13 protein-coding genes and 4 pseudogenes are annotated in these 19,054 nt (G+C 58.7%); 8 read left to right on the plus strand and 9 right to left on the minus strand.

What is annotated here, in order from left to right; translation table 11 throughout:
• Positions 1 to 341 precede the first annotated feature (341 nt).
• The 5 genes from GWE18_RS40610 to GWE18_RS40630 all read right to left on the minus strand — a co-directional run bounded on the left by GWE18_RS40610 (position 342) and on the right by GWE18_RS40630 (position 7,172).
• On the minus strand, positions 342 to 1,106 hold the full coding sequence (locus GWE18_RS40610) for a hypothetical protein (protein WP_275191115.1): 765 nt from the start codon (positions 1,104 to 1,106) through the stop codon (positions 342 to 344).
• 727 nt (positions 1,107 to 1,833) lie between these two features.
• Entirely contained in the window at positions 1,834 to 2,967 is a 1,134-nt protein-coding gene (locus tag GWE18_RS40615) for an alpha-hydroxy acid oxidase (RefSeq protein ID WP_275191116.1), read from the minus strand.
• A 764-nt stretch (positions 2,968 to 3,731) separates the two neighbouring features.
• The gene (locus tag GWE18_RS40620) at positions 3,732 to 3,983 is read right to left on the minus strand and encodes a hypothetical protein (protein WP_275191117.1); all 252 of its coding nucleotides are present in this window, start codon (positions 3,981 to 3,983) and stop codon (positions 3,732 to 3,734) included.
• 262 nt (positions 3,984 to 4,245) lie between these two features.
• Complete coding sequence (locus GWE18_RS40625; RefSeq protein WP_275191118.1) at positions 4,246 to 5,646, minus strand: aminotransferase; 1,401 nt, start codon at positions 5,644 to 5,646, stop codon at positions 4,246 to 4,248.
• A gap of 11 nt (positions 5,647 to 5,657) precedes the next feature.
• The gene (locus tag GWE18_RS40630; RefSeq protein WP_275191119.1) at positions 5,658 to 7,172 is read right to left on the minus strand and encodes an NAD-dependent succinate-semialdehyde dehydrogenase; all 1,515 of its coding nucleotides are present in this window, start codon (positions 7,170 to 7,172) and stop codon (positions 5,658 to 5,660) included.
• A 154-nt stretch (positions 7,173 to 7,326) separates the two neighbouring features.
• Here GWE18_RS40630 and GWE18_RS40635 point away from each other — a divergent pair, with 154 nt between their 5' ends.
• The 4 genes and pseudogenes from GWE18_RS40635 to GWE18_RS40650 form a co-directional block, all read left to right on the plus strand.
• A complete protein-coding gene (locus tag GWE18_RS40635; protein ID WP_275191120.1) occupies positions 7,327 to 7,803 on the plus strand; it encodes an Lrp/AsnC family transcriptional regulator in 477 nt (158 codons plus the stop codon).
• Between the two features lie 321 nt (positions 7,804 to 8,124).
• A complete protein-coding gene (locus GWE18_RS40640) occupies positions 8,125 to 9,534 on the plus strand; it encodes an aspartate ammonia-lyase (RefSeq protein ID WP_275191121.1) in 1,410 nt (469 codons plus the stop codon).
• 467 nt (positions 9,535 to 10,001) lie between these two features.
• Entirely contained in the window at positions 10,002 to 11,687 is a 1,686-nt protein-coding gene (locus GWE18_RS40645; protein WP_275191122.1) for an MFS transporter, read from the plus strand.
• Positions 11,688 to 12,135: 448 nt separating this feature from the next.
• A pseudogene (locus GWE18_RS40650) lies at positions 12,136 to 12,412 on the plus strand (IS630 family transposase); the annotation flags it as partial.
• Between the two features lie 209 nt (positions 12,413 to 12,621).
• On the opposite strand, the gene GWE18_RS40655 reads toward GWE18_RS40650, so the two are convergent.
• Positions 12,622 to 12,921 (minus strand): flavin reductase family protein, encoded by a 300-nt coding sequence (locus GWE18_RS40655; protein ID WP_275191123.1) that lies wholly within the window; start codon positions 12,919 to 12,921, stop codon positions 12,622 to 12,624.
• Positions 12,890 to 12,955, minus strand: a pseudogene (locus GWE18_RS42440) (hypothetical protein); the annotation flags it as partial. The pseudogene GWE18_RS42440 and the gene GWE18_RS40655, both read right to left, overlap by 32 nt.
• 726 nt (positions 12,956 to 13,681) lie before the next feature.
• Between GWE18_RS42440 and GWE18_RS40670 the strand changes: the two are divergent.
• Positions 13,682 to 14,829, plus strand: a pseudogene (locus GWE18_RS40670) (IS3 family transposase).
• An 89-nt stretch (positions 14,830 to 14,918) separates the two neighbouring features.
• Positions 14,919 to 15,962 carry an IS110 family transposase gene (locus GWE18_RS40675; RefSeq protein ID WP_275191124.1) on the plus strand — a complete coding sequence of 348 codons (1,044 nt, stop codon included), beginning with the start codon at positions 14,919 to 14,921 and terminating at the stop codon, positions 15,960 to 15,962.
• Positions 15,963 to 16,251: 289 nt separating this feature from the next.
• Here the strand turns inward: GWE18_RS40675 and GWE18_RS40680 are convergent.
• Together GWE18_RS40680 and GWE18_RS40685 are read right to left on the minus strand one after the other, a co-directional pair.
• Positions 16,252 to 16,985 (minus strand): annotated as a pseudogene (locus GWE18_RS40680) (IS256 family transposase); the annotation flags it as partial.
• Between the two features lie 257 nt (positions 16,986 to 17,242).
• The gene (locus GWE18_RS40685) at positions 17,243 to 18,130 is read right to left on the minus strand and encodes a CmcJ/NvfI family oxidoreductase (RefSeq protein ID WP_275191125.1); all 888 of its coding nucleotides are present in this window, start codon (positions 18,128 to 18,130) and stop codon (positions 17,243 to 17,245) included.
• Positions 18,131 to 18,177: 47 nt separating this feature from the next.
• Here GWE18_RS40685 and GWE18_RS40690 point away from each other — a divergent pair, with 47 nt between their 5' ends.
• Together GWE18_RS40690 and GWE18_RS40695 are read left to right on the plus strand one after the other, a co-directional pair.
• A complete protein-coding gene (locus GWE18_RS40690) occupies positions 18,178 to 18,633 on the plus strand; it encodes a hypothetical protein (protein ID WP_275191126.1) in 456 nt (151 codons plus the stop codon).
• Complete coding sequence (locus tag GWE18_RS40695) at positions 18,633 to 18,926, plus strand: hypothetical protein (RefSeq protein ID WP_275191127.1); 294 nt, start codon at positions 18,633 to 18,635, stop codon at positions 18,924 to 18,926. The genes GWE18_RS40690 and GWE18_RS40695 overlap by 1 nt, the downstream gene beginning before the upstream one ends.
• Positions 18,927 to 19,054 lie beyond the last annotated feature (128 nt).

Raw genomic sequence — 19,054 nt, forward strand, 5'->3', positions numbered from 1 at the left:
GAGGGAATCCCAAAAACGAAATCGCAAGGTTCCGATGCCCAAAGCATCAAAACCTTGCAATCTGCAAACGCCCCTTAGCCCAAATCGAGATTCCCGATCAGTGGCTTAGGCCTTCTTCACGGACGACGAGATAAGGTAATTGGACTGGCGCTTGGGCCGCGTTGATCAACGGAGCAAGCGCTGCCGCAGGCACATCACGACGCATATGTCTCGAGATCTGCCCCCCTTCCGTCCGCAATCTGCGGTCGAATAACCTGACGGCATGCTACCGCCGAGACCGGAACGAAAGCTCGTCCCGCCAGAGAGGCCGTCGTCTGCTCATTGCGCAGCCCGATTGAACATCATGTCCCTCGATTCTCTCGTGTCAACGACACCCTGCGATTATCGCTATCTTGCCTCCGTCCTGTGGACGCCATGGTCATCCGGCAAAGGTCCGTAATGTCATAGACAGGCAGCTTCGCCATTCGACGGATTGCCGCTGCAACCATTGGGAAGGCCGCACATTCGAACAGGATTGCCGCTATCTCCGGATGCGCCACTCGCAGCCTTGCGATGCAGGTGGCGACATCTGTTTCGATTGCGGCAACATCGATGGGCGGAGCAGGACGCTTCAGTTCGTCATGCCAGAATTTGCCACCTTCGATGCCCCCTACCACGACCCTCGCCCGGTCAGCGGGATCATCCAGCCCGAAGAGATCTTCGCCAAAATGCGTCGAGTCGTATGTCAGGACAGCGATCTTAGCCTTGGGCGGCAACTGACGGACTAACAACGGCAACAGAAGCAAACTAGACATCGCCACCGGAACTTCGACCGACGCTGACAGCGCTCGCTGATGGCGAATAGAGAAGCCACACGTGGAGCTTATCGCGACAGCGCCTCGCTCGACCAGCCGCCGCGCCGCCGCAATGAAAGCCGGCTCCAGCGCCGGATCGCCGCGAACCACGTTCTCGACCCAAGCTCCCGCGACGGTTTCGGAGATAACCGGGAAGTCGAAGGTCTCCGGATTCAACATCGAGCCAGGCGGGGGCTTTGGCGGCGCGGCACCCGACGGCACGCCGCGTTCGAGATGGAGAATTCCAAGTGAGTATGGAGTTTGCGCGCTCATAGTAACATCTATAGCATAGATCTAGGCCAATTTTCTTCGAACTTTGCGCTTCATTTGCCGAGATCGCTCGAGCAAATCGCAACAGCGACGGATTACTGCAAATTGGCATGCGGGATCTCGTGAATTTCGCCGGCGCGTGCTTCCCGATCAAGCTCGAGCCGAGCTTTACTTAAGCGAAATTGTTCGAAGGGTTGCGACGGCGGCCCAGGAGACGCTATTCCTCTGAGGCTCAGGCCGTCGTGGACAAACCATTACATTTTCGCTTTCGTTAGCGCTGGTGCTGTGTTGCTGTCATACAATTCAGAATCGGCGCGAACCCGTGAGTGTGCCCAATTAGAATATTGAGCGAATTTCGATCGGGACGCCGCACGCCGCAGAAGGTGGTTTGGAGAGCGCAGATCGCTGTTGCTGCCGGCAACGGACTGACGGCAGAATGGATTGCAGCGGCAGTCGGCGCAAAATCGCCGCGGAACGACGCCACGCCTCCTGAGCTACAGCAAGCACGCGGGAACGATTCCTGAACTCGATGCTCGCAACGACGGTGAAGAAGATGCTCAAGTGGGCGATCGACGCGTCGTAGCTACCGTCACTGAAGGGACGCCGTGGGGGACCGGAAATGCAGACGGACGGCATATCGGCAACCAGGTCTCCTGCAGAGATAGCGCGCGCCGGCGGGCACGTCCACCCGCTGGCTGTCTCCACCATTCTGCGCCGACATCTCGACGGCCTACCGCGCGGGCAGGAACGGACCTAGCACGGTATCCGGAACGTATTGGTCGATCCGCGAGACGTGACCACGGGTCAGGCCTGCGACGTTGGGAACGCCTAGCACCCCAAGCGCGCGGCGAAGGTCAGTGACGAGGTCCTCAAGGTATGCGCTGACCACCTCCGCACCGCCACAGGCGAGTGCGCAGACCACGGGACTGCCGAGCCCGACGGCCGCCGCCCCGAGACTGAGCGCGACCGCGATATCGGTCGCGCGGCGCACTCCGCCGTCCATGAGAACGGGAATCTTGCCGCCGACCGCATTGAGGACCTCCTCGAGAACCTCGATCGTTCCCGGAAGCCCATCGAGGTGGCGGCCGCCGTGGTTCGAGAGGATGATCCCGTCGACGCCAGCATCGACGGCACGCCGCGCATCCAGAGGCGACATGATGCCCTTAAGCAGCAAGGGGACACGCACGATCGATTTGAACCACTCGACGTTCTTCCAGCTTAGGGACACGTCGTCACCCGGGTCATGCAAGCGGTCGCGCAGGCGCGCCTGCCATTCCGTACTTCCATATCGCTTGAGATTGGCGACCGTGTCCTCGACCGGTACGCGGTAGCCCGTCCGGACGATCCTCCGTCTCGCCACATCCCCGTCATCGACCGATAGCACGACCGCCTTGTAGTCCGCCTTTTCTCCTCGCTCGACTAGGTCGCACATTACCTCACGGCTGGGTTGCCAGAAGATCTGCTGCCAGCGCGCGGGCCCTGCCGCCGCCGCGACCTCTTCGAGCGTGACACTCGACAGGCCGCTCAGCATAAATCCGACACCAGCCGCCGCGGCTCCGCGGGCTATGCCGCTCTCGCTCTCCGGATGCACCGCTCCGACCCCCCCCGTCGGACAGGTGAAAATGGGGGCATCAAGCCTGGTCCCCAGTATGTCGACGCTCGTGTCGACCTCGGCGACATCGACGAGCACGCGGGAGAGCAGACGGTAACGACCGAACCCGGCGCGGTTCGCTGCAAGGGTCCGCTCGTCGCCGGCGCCGCCGATTACGTGCGCGAACACACCTGCCGGGAGCAGTTCTCCCGCGCGCTCGCGAAGATCGTCCGCGGTGTGCCCGCCCGGGATGTAGGCCCAATCAGCTTTCACGACGCCCACCTTCCCGTCACGTTTTTCGAGCCATCGGCATAACCGGGACCGCAATCCCCGAACTTTGAGATTTTCCTTCGCTTGCTCCTCTCGCGCGAAGAGCAAGCATTTGCCGACCACGCCGAGCGTCGCTGCTGTTCAAAGAATTCCCGGCGTCTGCGATTCATATCTACTCCTTTTGCGACGGCGCCCACGCGCTCGCTTCCTGCTGAAGTTCGTAAGACCGGCTAGCTCCATCACTGTATAGTAAGTCGACGCAAAAAAAACGCGTAAATGGGTCCGGATCGCTGCAACCCTGCAAAAATGAGAACGCATTCTATGAATTTGGACATGCCCCAACTCGAGCCCGGTACGCGAGCGGCTGCGAAAACGCCGACCATGGAGGCCACGGCTGCATCGATCCGAGCGCGGCGCGATCATCATCATCATTGACGTCGCTCCAGCTTCAAAGACGAAGCCAAGCGCCAGGAAGAGAAATCCGCGGCATGCGAGTCGCAATGGATCCATGTCATGGAGCGTGCTACCGCGCGGCAGATCGCTCTTCTCGTTTGTTCTAGTCGGTTTGATCTAGCCGTATACGGAATGGACCAGCAAGGGGGAAAGCCGGGGGCGGACGGTTGTTGAAGCGGGCTTGCGCACGTGCACCGTTGAAGACCAGCACCGGCCGCGCTGGTGTCGCCCGGTGCCTGCACCCGCGGGGCAATGACCGGCCACGCCCGCTTATGCTTTTCAGGCGCTGGCTTCCTGCTGAAGTCGTCAGGCGGCTACTTCGGGTAAAGTGGGTCGATGTGGAAAGACCGCGCAAATCGGATCGGGATCGGTGAACACTGCAAAGTGTTGGGGGCGTTTGTTACGGATTCGGCCTCCTCGATTCGAGCGCTGGCTGAAAAACGCCCAGATGACATCTGCGCCTCAGCGATGCGGCCCGCCACGCAATGATCGTCATTCTGCCAATCGATGTCCACATTGGACTGCGCGGCAGGGATCTTCTTGATCGAGTCAAGTGAGACCTTCACTACCCCATTCAGTCGCAGTAATCCTTAGGCCAGCGCCCCGCACCTGGTCTTCAGCCTTCAACGAGATCCGTTTCGAGTTTCCCACCGCTTCTTCCCTCTGCAGATTGCTTCTTGCCTCAGCAGTTTACCTGTTCATCAAGCTATTTAAGTCGACTCCACTCACATGGAGAGCTCGCCTTTAGCTCAGCGACAATGTTCCAGTGCAAAGGGGAGCGGATTGGGAGTCAGCGGCTATAGGTCCACAGCACTTTGCAGGCCACGTTCACGTAGTTGACGATTGTTTCGCGAGTTCGTCCATAACTTGCTTCGTCGCTTGATATGCCAGATCAACAATCTCGTCGATCTCAGTCTCTGACACAACTAGAGGTGGCGCAAAGCCGAGAATGTCTCCATGCGGCATTGCTCGCGCAATAAGCCCCCGATCGCGAGCAGCCTGCGAGATGCGAGCCCCTACTTTGAGCTGTGGATCAAATCGGCGCTTCGTCTGGCGATCCGCAACGAATTCGATCGCCCCGAGCAAGCCAACGCCTCTAACTTCCCCGACGATCTCGAGCTGCGCAAACCGTTCTTTGAGCCGCTCATGGAAGTGCGAGCCGACGATCCTCGCGCGGTCGCTTAGTCGCTCCTTCTCGACAATGTCGAGGACAGCGTTGGCAGCAGCGGCCGCAATCGGATGGCCCGAATAGGTATATCCATGTGAAAATGCTCCGACTCGATCAGCAGCTTCCTCCAAAACCGAATAAACCCTCTCACCAACTATAGCTGCCGAGAGTGGCACGTAGCCGGAGGTCAGTCCTTTAGCGACCGTCACCAGGTCAGGCTCGATCTCATACAACGTGCTGCCGAAGTCAGCCCCAGTTCGACCGAATCCGCAAATCACCTCATCGGCAATCATAAGAACATCGTACCGTCGAAGCACGGCCTGAATTTCGCGCCAGTAGCCGGCAGGCGGCGGTGTGATGCCCCCCGTACCTAACACCGGCTCAGCAATGAATGCGCCTATTGTTTCGGGGCCCTCACGCAGGATGAGTTCTTCAAGTTCGGCGGCACGCCGACGGGAGAAAGTTTCCTCCGTCTCGCCCGGCTCAGCGCCCCAATAGTGATGCGGCGTGCCGGTGTGCAAAATGCCCGGAAACGGAAGGTCCATGTGATCATGGTAGAACGTCATACCAGTCATCGAACCGGAAATGACTGAGCAGCCATGGTAGCCCCGCTCGCGCGAAATAATCTTCTTCTTCTTAGGCTGGCCACGTAGATTGTTATAATACCAAACTAGCTTAGCTTGGGTTTCGTTCGCGTCTGATCCGGAGAGTCCAAAAAATACCTTGCTGGGCTTACCCGGCGCCATTCTTATGAGACGATCCGACAGGATCGCGAGCTCTTCAGTCGTGTGGGCTGCGTATGTGTGGTAGTATGCTAGTTTGTAAGCCTGCCGCGCGATGGCCTCAGCCACCTCGGTCCGACCGTATCCAATGTTTACGCAGTAGAGGCCAGCAAAGCCGTCGATGTAACTATGCCCCTGCGCATCTTCGATTCGGATGCCTTTGCCCCCAGTGACGATGGTAGGATCACCGGACTTGCCACTGGCGTATTCTTTGAGTTGGGTGAAAGGATGCAGAACAGTCGAGCGATCGAGCTTGGCGATGGTCTTAATGTCAATCATTCCAATTTCTCCTAAGCCGCCAGATCGCCGAAGCAGACGTATTTCAGTTCCATATATTCCGCTAAGCCGTGCCTCGACCCTTCGCGACCGAGTCCGGACTGCTTCAATCCGCCGAACGGAATAGGAGGCCCCGTGAATGAAGCCGTATTCATGCCGATCATGCCGCACTCGATTTTCTCAGAAAGTCGAAGAGCCCGACGTAAGCTGTCTGTATAGACGTAGCCAGCCAGCGCCATTTCATTAGCGTTAGCCCGAGCGACGACCTCTTCTTCAGAGTCGAATGGCAGCACGGCAGCGACCGGCCCAAATGTTTCTTCACGAGCGATGAGCATCTCGTCGGTGACTTCGGTGAGCAACGTTGGGACTACGAAGTTCGGGCCCGGGCTCTCATCTTGCTTTGCGGAAATCATCCGCGCTCCCCTTGCTACCGCATCCTCAATTTGCGCCCTGCACTTGTTGGCTACCGATAGCTTCGTCATTGGCCCGATGTTTGTTGCAGGGTCCAAGCCGTGGCCGACCCTGAGTTGAGCGATTGCCGCGGCAAAGGACTCGACGAACGCGTTGTAGATGCCCCTTTGTACGTAGATGCGGTTCGCCGCCAAGCAATCCTGACCCGACGTAGCGAACTTTGCGGCCATCGCGCCATTGACAGCTTTATCAAGCTCAACATCGTCAAAGATGATAAAGGGGGCATGCCCCCCCAGTTCGAGCGACACCTTCTTTACGGTCTTACCCGCCGCTTCCAGAAGCAGACGCCCAACTTCCGTAGATCCGGTGAATGACAGAGCGCGTATTCTTGTATCGCGCAAGAGAGGCGCCGAAAGCTCGATGGGATTTCCGACCAGCACCTGAAATACGCCGGGCGGGACGCCCGCTTCTTCAGCCAATCTGGCCACAGCAAGAGCAGAGAGCGGGGTCTCGGGAGCAGGCTTCACAATGATGGGACAACCGGCGGCAAGAGCCGCTCCAGCCTTTCGCGTAATCATTGCGACAGGAAAATTCCACGGAGTGATCGCAGCGGCCACGCCAATTGGCTGCATGCGCACCTGAAGAAGAGTCCCAAGTTTGTGACTAGGGATCGTCTCACCGTATGCGCGCTCGCCCTCCGCAGCGAACCACTCGAGAAAGCCAGCGCCGTAAGCAATTTCGTGGCGCGCCTCAGCGAGCGGCTTTCCCTGCTCGCTCGTTACCAATATGGCGAGCTCTTCCGAGTGCTCGAGCATCAATGACGCCCAAGCTCGAAGAATTATCCCCCGTCTTGCAGGCAACAATTCTCGCCAAGCGGGAAACGATCGCTCAGCTGCCGAGATCGCCAGATTCATGTCCGCGGCACTGCAACGACCCACCTCCGCGATCTCTTCCCCCGTGGCCGGATCGACCACAACGTCTCTTTGCTCGCTCGCAATCCAGCCACCGTCGATCAATGCAGCGCCCGCAACAAAGTCGCGGCGCCGCAGGTTTTGCAGATGCCCAAGAGCAGGACCGGCCGAATGTCGAGTTTCCTGTCGAATAGTTTGTAAGGCCATTGAGAGCCCCCGCGCCGCGCCTGTTGAAATTGCCTATGCATTCAGCATACTGCTGTCGTAAACGTGTTTGCGTCGCATTTTCCTGTCGTTCGGACGATTTCCTGCATAGCACAGGCACTTCGCGGCGAAATTCATCAGAAGGGGGAAAACCAATATGCAATACGACCGAATAGACGCCCGCATTCTCGAGATCGTGCAAAAGAACAACCGACTAACCTCCGAGGTGCTCGGGGAAATGGTCGGGCTTTCTGCGACAGCATGCCAAAGACGACTGAAGCGACTCCGTTCGGAGGGCATCATAGAGTCCGACGTGTCAATCGTTTCGGTGAAGTCGGTAGGAAGACCAATTCAAATGCTGGTGCTCGTGACCCTGGAGCGAGAGCGTTCAGACATAATCGATAAATTTAAGAAGGCCATCAAATCGTCAGCTGAAGTCGTCAATGGATTTTACGTCACCGGTGACGCCGACTTCGTCCTGTATATTTCCGCTCGCACCATGGAGGATTATGAGCGATTCACTCGGCGGTTCTTTTATGAGAACTCGGACATCAAGGGCTTCAAGACGATGGTGGTGATGGATCGCGTAAAAGCTAGCTTCGCCGTTCCAGTCGAAGTCCCGTCTGAAGATTGAGACACGCCCGCATCCAGACGGCTCATCGATAGGTTTACGCGCTTTTTCTTCGCGCACTCTATTAGAACGCGAAAAATCTGCACCATCCCTCCTCTACTCTACCGTTATCAGCGCTTGAGCTGAGAAGAGGTAATCGCAGATCAAATCTTCCAAAGAAAGTAAAACGGACGAAGGTCGGGTTCGCTTTCGAGCTCTCTTCGCGAACCAGTCGCCACGGAGACGGTATTCGGTCGCGCAGCTGATGTAGCCGCGCGCCTTAGACTCTACAACGCGCGATCATTCATTGGCAGCAAAGGTCACGAGACGATTCAGAGAGCAAGAATGAGCAAAACACGCCGCGAGGTCGACAGTTTAGGAGAAGTGGAGGTCCCGAGCGAGGCATACTATGGGGCTCAGACGGTGCGAGCGATCAAACATTTCCCAATCTCGGGAATCCGGATCAGTCATCTTTTTCAACTTATTCACGCGCTGGCTATAGTAAAAAAGGCGGCCGTTCTGGCGAACTCTAAGCTTGGAGATATTGCAGCCAGCAAGGCCGTGGCGATTGCCGCAGCCTGCGACGACATCCTTGCTGGAGAGTTGAGCACCGAGTTTCCGATCGATGTTTTCCAAGGGGGCGCCGGAACCTCCGCGAACATGAACATCAACGAAGTGATCGCAAACAGAGCACTAGAGCATCTGGGATTTCCTCGTGGTCGCTACGACGTTGTCCATCCAAATGATGATGTCAATCTTTCTCAGTCGACGAATGACGTCTATCCAACTGCAATCCGACTAGCGATTGTGCTTGCGCATCAGTCGTTACATCGAGAGCTGCGCCTTCTTGGGGACGAGCTGGCGCGGAAAGGATCTGAGTTCTCCAGCAATTTGAAGCTAGGCCGCACACAGTTGCAGGACGCCGTTCCAATCACTCTCGGCCAAGAATTTAATGCGTTCTCGACGACAATTAGAGAGGACGTATTCCGGTTGAACGAGCTCGTGTCTCTGTTTAGAGAGGTGAATCTAGGCGGCACTGCAATTGGGACTGGAATCAATACCAGACCGGAATACGCCCGTATCGTCGTGGAGGAGCTCTCACGACTTACTCAGGTTCCATTCGTCGCAGCCGACAACCTGATCGAGGCATGCTGGGACACGGGATCGTTTGTTTTGTTCTCGGGAATGTTGAAGCGCACCGCGACGAAGCTCTCTAAGATTTCGAACGATCTGCGGCTTCTCTCAAGCGGACCTCGGGGAGGCCTTGCCGAGATCAATCTACCGGCTCTCCAGCCAGGCTCCTCTATAATGCCCGGCAAGATTAACCCCGTTATACCCGAAGTGGTGAATCAGGTCGCCTTTCAGGTAATCGGCGCCGACCTCACAATAGCGTTTGCCGCGGAGGCAGGCCAGCTTCAGCTTAACGTAATGGAGCCCGTGATCGCTTACAGCATACTGCAATCCATTTCTCTTCTAACTAACGCGGTGCGAGTGCTTCGTGAAAGGTGCATTATTGGGATAACAGCCAATGTGGAACGATGTCGCGGACATCTGGAGGCGAGCACGGCCATCGTCACAGCTCTGACGCCGCTGATCGGATATGAGCGCGCGTCCGATGTTGCAAAGGAAACACTAAAGAGGGGCCAAAGGATCTGGGAAGTTCTCCAATCAGAGCTGCACCTCCCACCCGAGTTAGTCATTCAGTTGCGCGACCCATCCACACTGACCACACCATGGAAAGCAAAGGAACTCTAATTTTCAAGGGACCCGCCTGCGGTTCAGGTGACAAAATAGAAACTCGGCGGAGGCGGTCGTAACGTTAGTAGAATGTTTATCGGTCATCGTCGCAATTTTGCAGCCGAGATCATCGCGGAGCAGAAAGCGCAGAACCTGATCATGGCGAGGCTTGCCAAGAGGCAGAACATCGTAAGGATTCATAGGGATGATGGCGTTGCCATGTCGAGGCAATTGGCACCGCAACGGGCGCTGTCCTTGGCGCTTACTCACATACGGTGCCGTCCGGACGATTGCGCGCGAGCCGTCCAGTATGGGTTCTTAGGGACACCCCGGGGCGTTAGCTGGCCTCACCGGATGATCGTGCTTCAACAGCACAAGGAACACGAGGTTGATAGAGCGCTTGCCCATTTGAAAGCGGCAAACTTGCCCCGACCACTACCGATTTGGTCGAGAACCAGCCATCAGACGCGAGGAAGGGAGCCGGCATGATCGATCTGCATCAGCCACAGATGTCCGATGTCGGCGGCATCACCAGTCCGCTGCGCTATGCCACATTCCGGCACATCTGGTTAGCGAGCTTGTTGTCCAATCTCGGCCTCCTCATCCAGCTCGTCGGGGCGTCGTGGGCCATGACGGAGATGACCTCGTCAGCCGACAAGGTCGCGCTGGTCGTGACCGCATTGATGCTCCCGGTGATGCTGATCGCGATGCCGGCCGGCGCCGTTGCCGATATGTATGACCGCCGTATCGTCGCGGTGGTCGCGCTCTCGATCGCACTTTCCGGCGCGACTACGCTGACGGCGATCGATTGGTTGGGCCTCAACACGCCGAACTTGTTGCTTGTGCTTTGCTTCGTGGTAGGCAGCGGCATGGCGTTGATGGGTCCCGCCTGGCAATCCTCTGTTAGCGAGCAGGTGCCGGCGGAGGCGCTGCCTGCCGCGGTTGCGCTAAATGGAATCAGCTACAACATCGCGCGCAGCTTCGGGCCTGCGATCGGCGGTATTGTGGTTGCGACCGGTGGGGCTGTAGCAGCCTTTGCACTTAACGCGTTACTCTTCCTGCCGCTAATGGCGGCGCTGCTCCTTTGGAAGCGTCTGGCGAAGCCGCCACGACTGCCGCGCGAACAACTTAGCCGCGCCATTCTCTCAGGCATGCGCTATATCAGCAATTCGCCCTCGATCAGGATCGTAATGGCTCGCGCCATGGTAACCGGTCTGATCGGTTGCTCTTATTCGGCCCTCATGCCGCTAGTCGCTCGTGATCTCTTGCACGGTGACGCGCAGATCTATGGTATCATGCTCGGCGCCTTTGGTCTCGGGGCCGTTATTGGAGCACTCTGCCTCGGCGAGGTACGCAACCGCATGAGCGGCGAAGCCGCCGTTCGCGCCTGCACGCTCTCCATGGGAGGCGCCATCGCGGCCGTGGCGTTGAGCCGTGAGCCGGTTCTGACTGCGACCGCACTGGTCTTGGCCGGTGCGGTTTGGACAATGACAACCACCTTGTTTAATATCGGCGTGCAGCTCTCCGCGCCCCGCTGGGTGTTAGGCCGAGCGCTTGCGGCTTATCAGGCTGCATCCTCGGGTGGCTTTGCTATCGGTGCCTGGGGCTGGGGCCGCCTCACCGATGCTGCCGGCGTCGAGGTCGCGCTGCTTAGCTCTGCCGCACTGCTGATGATTTCGCCGCTGCTTGGGCTCTGGCTGCGCATGCCCCGAATCAATGCGCTAAGCCAGGAGGCAGAGGTGCTGGCCGATCCGGAGGTTCGGCTTCCGCTTACATACCGCAGCGGACCGCTGGTGGTGGAGGTCGAATATCGCGTCGCACCGGAAAATGCGCGCGCCTTCCACAATTTGATGCAGGACATACAGTTGTCCCGTCAACGCAACGGGGCCTACGGCTGGTCCATTGCGCGCGATATCGCCGACCCCGAACTGTGGACCGAGCGCTATCACTGCCCGACATGGCTCGATTATTTGCGCCAGCGAACCCGCTGGACACAGTCGGAGCGCGCCCTGGATAAGCAAGCGGTGACTTTCCACATCGGGCCCGACCCGGTACGTGTCCGCCGCATGCTAGAGCGCCCGTTCGGATCGGTACGCTGGAAGGAAGACGTCCCCGACCGCACCGCGAGTGAGTTGCTGCTGTTTGAGAGCGAGCACGGCGAAAACCAGTAATTTTTAGGCAAGAGGATCACAAAGTGCGTGCTCTCAGCATTGGCAATACGGATGATCATCGGAGTGGCAGTTTGCTTACTGTCGATGCGTCTAAACCGCTGCTTGGCTGACCATTGAATTCCTATCGCTCCCTGCACGCGAAAGTACGAGGCAACTCGCACCGATGATGTTCGATGCGGCTTTCATTTGCTTCTTTGACATCCAGAGATCTTCATCTGAAAAATGGATCCTTGCTTGTGCGCTGGCTGGAGCTGCCAGGGAACCTCAAGATCTAACCCACGGCCTCATCCTCAACCGTGCGGGGCCTGCCGGTACGCATCTCGTCGTGGAGCCCCTCGATCAGATTTGCGATGAAGCGATTGCGCCATTTGCCGATCGTATGGGGGCCGACACCAAGCCGCGTCGCCACGACCGCGTTGCTCGGCTCCCGTTCGCAGGCCAGCACGATCCCAAGGTCAGGGCCTGGCTCGCCCGCCGTCCCGCGTTGGCACATTCACTTCACGCGAACCTACGCCTCCTGACTTAACCAGGTCGAACGCTTCTTCGCGCTCATCACCCAACGCGCCATCCGGCGGGGATCGTTCGATTCCACCGCCGACCTCGTCAAAAAAATCGACCGCCACAATGCAGATACACGCCCTTTCATGTGGACCTCTACCGCCGACTCCGTCCTCCAGAAACTCGCGCGACTTGTCGGCGAATTTCCCGGACAGAACACTAGTTAACTAGGTGGTGTGGACAAGAATGATCACCTTCAAACTCACGGCAGCCCTTGAAGGTGCTCATGCCCTTTGCCGGGGTGAGTTGCCCTGTTGCCGGTCGCTGGAGCGTCAATTCTTGCTCGACCTAGGAAGCGGGAAACGAAAGCGCGCGCTTCACTTGCTTCCGGATCATCCGCTTTCCCCAGAATCAGCGGACTTAGAATGGTCATCCGCTAGAGATACCCACCCCGGAAGGTGACGAGCGGCTTGACGTTCTCCGCCTGCAGGTAGGCGGCGATGCGCCCGATCGCGATGATGGTCTCAAAGCGCTCGATCATTTCCTCGAGCTGGCAGTCGAGCACGCCGACGGCCGCTTTCAATGTCGGCGCGCCTGTCGCGAGCGTTGTCCACTGCTCCGGGACAAAGCGATCGGTGCCTTTGAGCGGCCCTGGCCGCCAAAGCTGCGCGCAAGCTCCTCCGTTCCGGTCGGCAGGTAGTTGTTGCGAAGTGCTTGGCTTCAGCGATCGCCGCAAGAGCCGATGTCTTCTTGCCGATCGAGACCAGCATGGTAGGCGGATCGGAACTCAGGTGCGTCGCCGAGAGTGCGTAGAAAGCCGGCTGGGCCGGCAGAGCCGCCCGCGGTCACAACAGCAGCGCCAATCGCGCGCATGCCCAGCGCGCGCCAGAATGTCTTTGCGTCGGAAATGGTCGGCATAAATACCTCTTGCTGGATGACCATGCTGTTGCGAACTAATACTGATTGCCCCGTGGCCCCTGCCCGACGTCCAGAGCGCGATCAAATCCACTTCATCCGGTGAAATCGATGCGGCTTACAGATGGCTCAAGCCCGGATCGCGCTGTGCATCGCAAAGGCGCTACCATCGATATAGCGGGCGCCGCCGCGCGCCGGCGAGACGACGAACTCCGAATTCAGCTGGCTTTTCGCTCGCCCCGCCTCGCAACAAAGGCTTGTGTGCCTTCGATCAGCGCCAGATCGGCTTTTCTCACGTCTTCACCACTTCTTTTCCGGAAACACGACGGGTGCCACCTGTTCTCTGAAGGTGTGAAGGAGTTTCGCGAAATGCTCGTGGGGAATACCATTGAGGTTCCAGATAATAAACTCAGTGAACGGGTAGACTTCCCGGACGACGGTCTATGCCGCCGGTTTAGGCGTACCGGAAGTCGTTTTTCTCAAGGTTACCGATATCGATAGCCAGCGGATGGTGATCCTGACCTTACCCCACTGGCTTAATCCAGTTTGAAGTTCGCTCTGGCCCAGACGAGGACCAGAGCATGAAGCGCAACCGCTTTTCGGAAGAGCAGATCATAGGGATTTTGAAGGAGCACGAGGCCGGCGTTTCGGTCACCGATCTGTGCCGCAAGCATGGCGTCAGCGACGCCAGCATCTACAAATGGAAATCCAGGTTTGGCGGGATGGAGGTCTCGGAGGCCAAGCGGCTGAAGACGCTGGAGGATGAGAACACGCGGCTGAAGCGGTTTTTGGCCGACGCTATGCTGGATAACGCAGCCTTGAAGGATCTCTTGGGAAAGAAATGGTGACGCCCGCGGCCAAGCGGAAAGCTATCGTGCATCTGCGGGAATCCTTCGGGATGAGCTAACGGCGGGCGTGTAAAGGCATCGGCTGTTGCCGCATGACAATGAGATACCGGACGGCAAGGTCGGACGATGCAGGCCTTCGCCAACGCATTCGAGCGATCGCCCAGGAGCGTCGCCGCTTCGGCTATCGACGCCTGCACGTGCTGCTCAAGCGGGAGGGCTACCTGGTCAACCACAAGAAGCTGGCTCCACCGAGAAGAGAAGCTCGCGGTGCGTCGCCCTGGCGGCCGCAAGCGGGCGATCGGGACTCGGACGCCTATGATGGTGCCGATGGTGCTCAACGATCGCTGGTCGCTCGACTTCGTCTCGGATCAGCTCACCGACGGCCTACGCTTCCGCATCTTGACCGTGGTCGACGATTGCACCCGCGAGCGTCTGGCTCTGGTAGCCGACACCTCGCTCTCGGGGACCCGGGTGGCTCGGGAACTAACCGGCTGATCGTCGAGCGCGGCAAGCCCAACATGGTGGTCAGCGACAACGGCACCGAACTCACCAGCAACGCTATCCTGACCTGGGCGGATCAAAGCCGCGACGTCTGGCACTACAGCGCGCCCGGCAAGCCTATGCAGAATGCGTTCATAGAGAGCTTCAATGGCCTACGGGACGAACTGTTGAACGAGACGCTGTTCACGTCACTGCTCCAGGCCCGCGTCACGCTCGGATGCTGGAGGGCCGACTACAATGGCGCCCGACCCCACTTGCAGATCGGATGGAAGACCCCATCTGAGTTCGCCCTCGCTTGCCGACGGCTCCGCGCCAGCTCCCGTCGTAACAGCGTTCAACCGGGCAAATCTAACCGTCAGGGCGAACTCAGGACTGGCTAAAACTTGATGTGGTGGAACGGCCCGCTCTAACAGCATCAAAGTGCTGGAACGTGGTCGTTGATCGAACGCCGCAAAGGAGGGGCCGTTCCGTGAAGCAGGTTAGCACCATCGGGTTGGATTTGGCCAAGCACGTTTTCCAGGTTCACGGCGCGGATGCCGAGGGCTCGCCTGTGTTCAACCGGAAGCTGCGGCGCAGCGAAGTTCTGCGTTTCTTCGAGAAGCTGCCGCCATGCCTGGTGGGGATGGAAGCATGCGGTAGCGCCCACTATTGGGCGCGCGAGATCGCAGCTCTCGGTCATCAGGTGCGGCTTATTCCGCCGGCTTATGTCAAACCCTTCGTCAAGCGAGGTAAGACGGATGCGGCGGATGCGGAGGCGATCAGCGAAGCGGTGACCCGAAAGACCATGCGCTTCGTCCCGTTCAAGACGGCCGAGCAGCAGGCTGCCACGATGGTGCTGAAGACCCGCGCCCTTTTGGTGCGGCAGCGAACGCAGGCGGTCAACGCCCTACGCGCGCATCTGGCCGATTTGGGCATCATCGCCACCGCCGGCCTGGCAAAGGTTGAGGCGCTGGTCGCGATTGTACGGGACGAGACAGATGCTCGCCTGCCCGCAGCAGCGCGCTTCGCGCTGATGGCTATTGCCGATGAGATTGAAGCTTCAGCCGACCAGATCGACAGGCTCGAGCGCGCAATCGTCGTCGAGGCTAAGCACGACGAGGACATGCGTCGGTTGACCACGATCCCTGGTGTCGGCGCCATTACGGCGGCGACCATCAAGGCGCTTGTGCCGGATCCCCGCGGGTTCAAGTCGGCTCGCCACTTTGCCGCGTGGCTGGGATTGACGCCGCGGTCTCATTCAAGCGGAGGCAAAGAGCGACTGGGACGAATATCGAAGATGGGAAATCCGGAACTCCGCGCTCTCCTCGTTGTCGGGGCAACAGCCGTCTTGCGGGTCGCCCGAAACGACGCTCGGACGCGGCCGTGGCTGAAGGCGCTTCTCGCCAGACGGCCCTTCAAGGTTGTCGCGGTCGCGCAAGCCAATAAGACGGCGCGGATCATCTGGGCGCTTCTGAACAGGGGCGGAACTTATCGGCGTCCAGACCCACTGGCGATTACCGCGGTCGCCGTCTGATGGACGCAGTGACCGCCAAAACGATCTGACCGGCGCAGGTCGGCAGAGGGCAAGGTGCAACAACAGGCGATGAACCCATGGGACGAAATCCCGAACGAGTGAAGCTACTGCCCCCAATGCGCTCAAGCGCGTAAACTTGATTTAGCTCCTTGTTCCGCGGATCTCATCGAGGCCAGCGGCCATGTGCCGCGCACAAAAGGCCGGACATATGACCGCACCGTTCCAATGTGTGAATCGACTGAAAAAGCTCTTGCCACGCGGGCCGTTCCACATATGGGGGCAAGGTCACCTTGATCGAGGGAAGGATCGCCTTGCGATCCTTCCAGGACACGAAGGACAGGCTGTTGCAGATCAAATGCACGATGCAGGTGTGCACCATCGTCTTTGGAAAGACGCTGTTGATCGCCTCGGGAAAGCCCTTCAAGCCATCGACGACGGCGATCAGGATGTCGGCGACGCCGCGGTTCCTGAGATCGTTCATGACCTTGAGCCAGAATTTGACGCCTTCGGTCTGCTGGTCCAAAGCCCGAGCACGTCGTTCTCGCCCGATGCAGTGATGCCAGTACGACGTAGACCGCCTTGTTCCTGACCATCCCCTCGTCCCGGATCTTGACCCTGAGCGCGTCGAAGAAGATCACCGGATAGATCGCTTCCAGCGGCCGGCTTTGCCATTCGCGGACCTCGTCGAGGATCGCGTCGGTAACTTTGCTGAGCAGATCGGGGGACACCTCGGTGCCGTAGAGCTCGGCCAGATTGGCCCTGGATCTCCCGCACCGTCATGCCCCGCCCATAGAGGCTGATGATCTTCTCGTCGAAGCCGTCGAAGCGGTGCCCTTGGCGACGATCACCGGTTCGAAGGTGCCGGCGCGGTCGCGGGGCATCTCGATCGCACCGTCGTCCGTCAGCAGCGCTTTGCTGCTCGTGGCGTTACGGCTGTTGCCCGACCCGCGGCCCGCTCTTCTCGTACCCAAGATGGTGCGTCAGCTCCGCACCTAGCGCACGCTCCAGAAGCGCCTTCTTCAGTGAACTGCCGGACACCGCCGCGAACTTCCTTTTGGTGCGTCGAAGCTTCGCCGGATCGCGGTAGTAGGCAATCAATCCTCGGCGTCGTAGACCAGCTACTGCGCCACAAGCGGAAGGCCGACAGCGCCGGTTCGCGCCGGTGATCAGAAGGCCGTCCTCATTCAAGCAACGCGTTTGTCCATAGGACTGCCCGCCTAGGCGAGCAAGTCCCTGTAAATTTGGGTAATGATTGAAAGCGCAGAACTGATCTCAGCGGCTCATTCGTAGTAGACGAAGAAGCGAGCCTCCACACTTTCACGGGCCTTTGCATTAGCGTATGTGCGGCGATCGTCAAATGCCGAGTGAGGTGACCACAGCTTGTAGTGGTCATCGGAATCATAGCCCTTAAACAAAATGAGCTCGTCCGCCACCATGTCCGGGAAGTAGTACCAACGATGGTCCGGATTGAAGCGAGACACTAAATTTTTCGTCGTGGTGGCAGCCTTGTTTTGGGCATCCGAAACGTAGTCCGCGATGGCAATATCGGTATCGCGAACGGTCGTAGCGTCGCAGAACGCCAAGGGAATGTCCTGCGGCGGCGGGGAGAGAGCACGCCAAGCTTGAATGAGCATCAATCGAGAATACGGGCGAATTGGAACACCCTCATGCTGGCTCTCACGCGCGGCGATCATAGGGGCGGCGACCGGCGCGTAATCAATATGCGCAAAGCCACCCGGCCCCCTTGCTCCGGCGGCGGCGGTGTTCCAGCCGCCTTTGGGAACGGCGGCCCCAGCGGCACGACGCAAATGAATGGTCCTTCGGAAGGGCACGACCCAAGAGGCATTGAAATGGTTCTTGATGAACGGAACCATCTCATCGACATACCTCTCGCGCATGAGCTCCAGGTCACGCACGTCCGCACAGGCGGTTTTGTGGTGTGTCAGAATGAAGCCTTCTTTGTCGAGGGATAGCTCGTCCATGATCGGCCGCGCGTTGCGAATGGGGACGTCGTACATCACCATGGGATAGCTCTCGTAATTCGGCAAAATGCACGCCGGAGCCTCCTCATCGGGTGCGCGTCGAGCAAAGACAATCTCGCCCTTCACGCACTTCAAATGATCACGGTCCACACGCAACGTCGATGAGGCTTGCGTCGCGTTTCCCATTGCTGCGTCCCCTTCTAGGATTACTCGTCTGAAGGGAAAATATACGAGTGTATACGCCTAAAGACCGCAAAATCCGCTCGGAATCGCAGAAATTCTGCACAGCCGTGCCTTATAAGATTTTGCGCGGGGCATCGATCGGGAGGGCGCGGCGGCGTGTGGCTAGTACTGGTGTGTGCAAGGACGCGTATGCGGCGCGGAGCCACGCTGGCCAGGCGATCTACGTACATTCGAACGACAAGGTGGTTATCGCCGTCGATTCCGCCGGGCTCGAGCTAGGACCTGATGACGACCGTCAGGCGCGGTGCGCCTTCGTCCAGGCGCTGTACGACGTCGTCCAAGCGCTGTATGCAGTGGCGGTGGCACGAGGACTGCGCAGGCGCCTCATTTCAAACTGTATATCGGACAATGCGACGGGATCGTTGAAACCCTGCAAACTGAGCGCGTTTCGCCGCGCGCCAGATCAGTCTTTTTCGTTGTTCCAGCCGCAAACAGCAAATGGCTGATGGAAAGCGTTACCGATGACACGATCGGGCTGCAAGTCGCCGAGCATCAAACGGCGCTTGAGCGGTGCGCAGCCGATGTGCTGGTGATGCCCGGAAGCGAGCGGCTCGCTACAGTCGATCAGCCAGAGAGCAATGCCATGCTGCCGATTACAGCAGCAGAGCGCGGTGAAGTCCAGTGCTGGAATCGCACGGCCTGGACGTGGCCGGACCACGAGATCGTGGCCCTCAGCGCAGCGTCGAAAATATCGTGGTCAGCCATGCACTCCGGCAGTCCGCCCGGATGCGGATCCTAGACTAGATTAGCGTTTTCTTGGTTCGAATCATATCAGGCGACCTCGGCGAGTTTGTAGGACCACGTGTGGATGACCGGATGGCGATTGACGTCGTCGATACCGGCCATGATGCGCTCCTTGAGTTCGTG

Source organism: Bradyrhizobium sp. CSA112 (assembly GCF_029051645.1).
GTDB lineage: Bacteria > Pseudomonadota > Alphaproteobacteria > Rhizobiales > Xanthobacteraceae > Bradyrhizobium.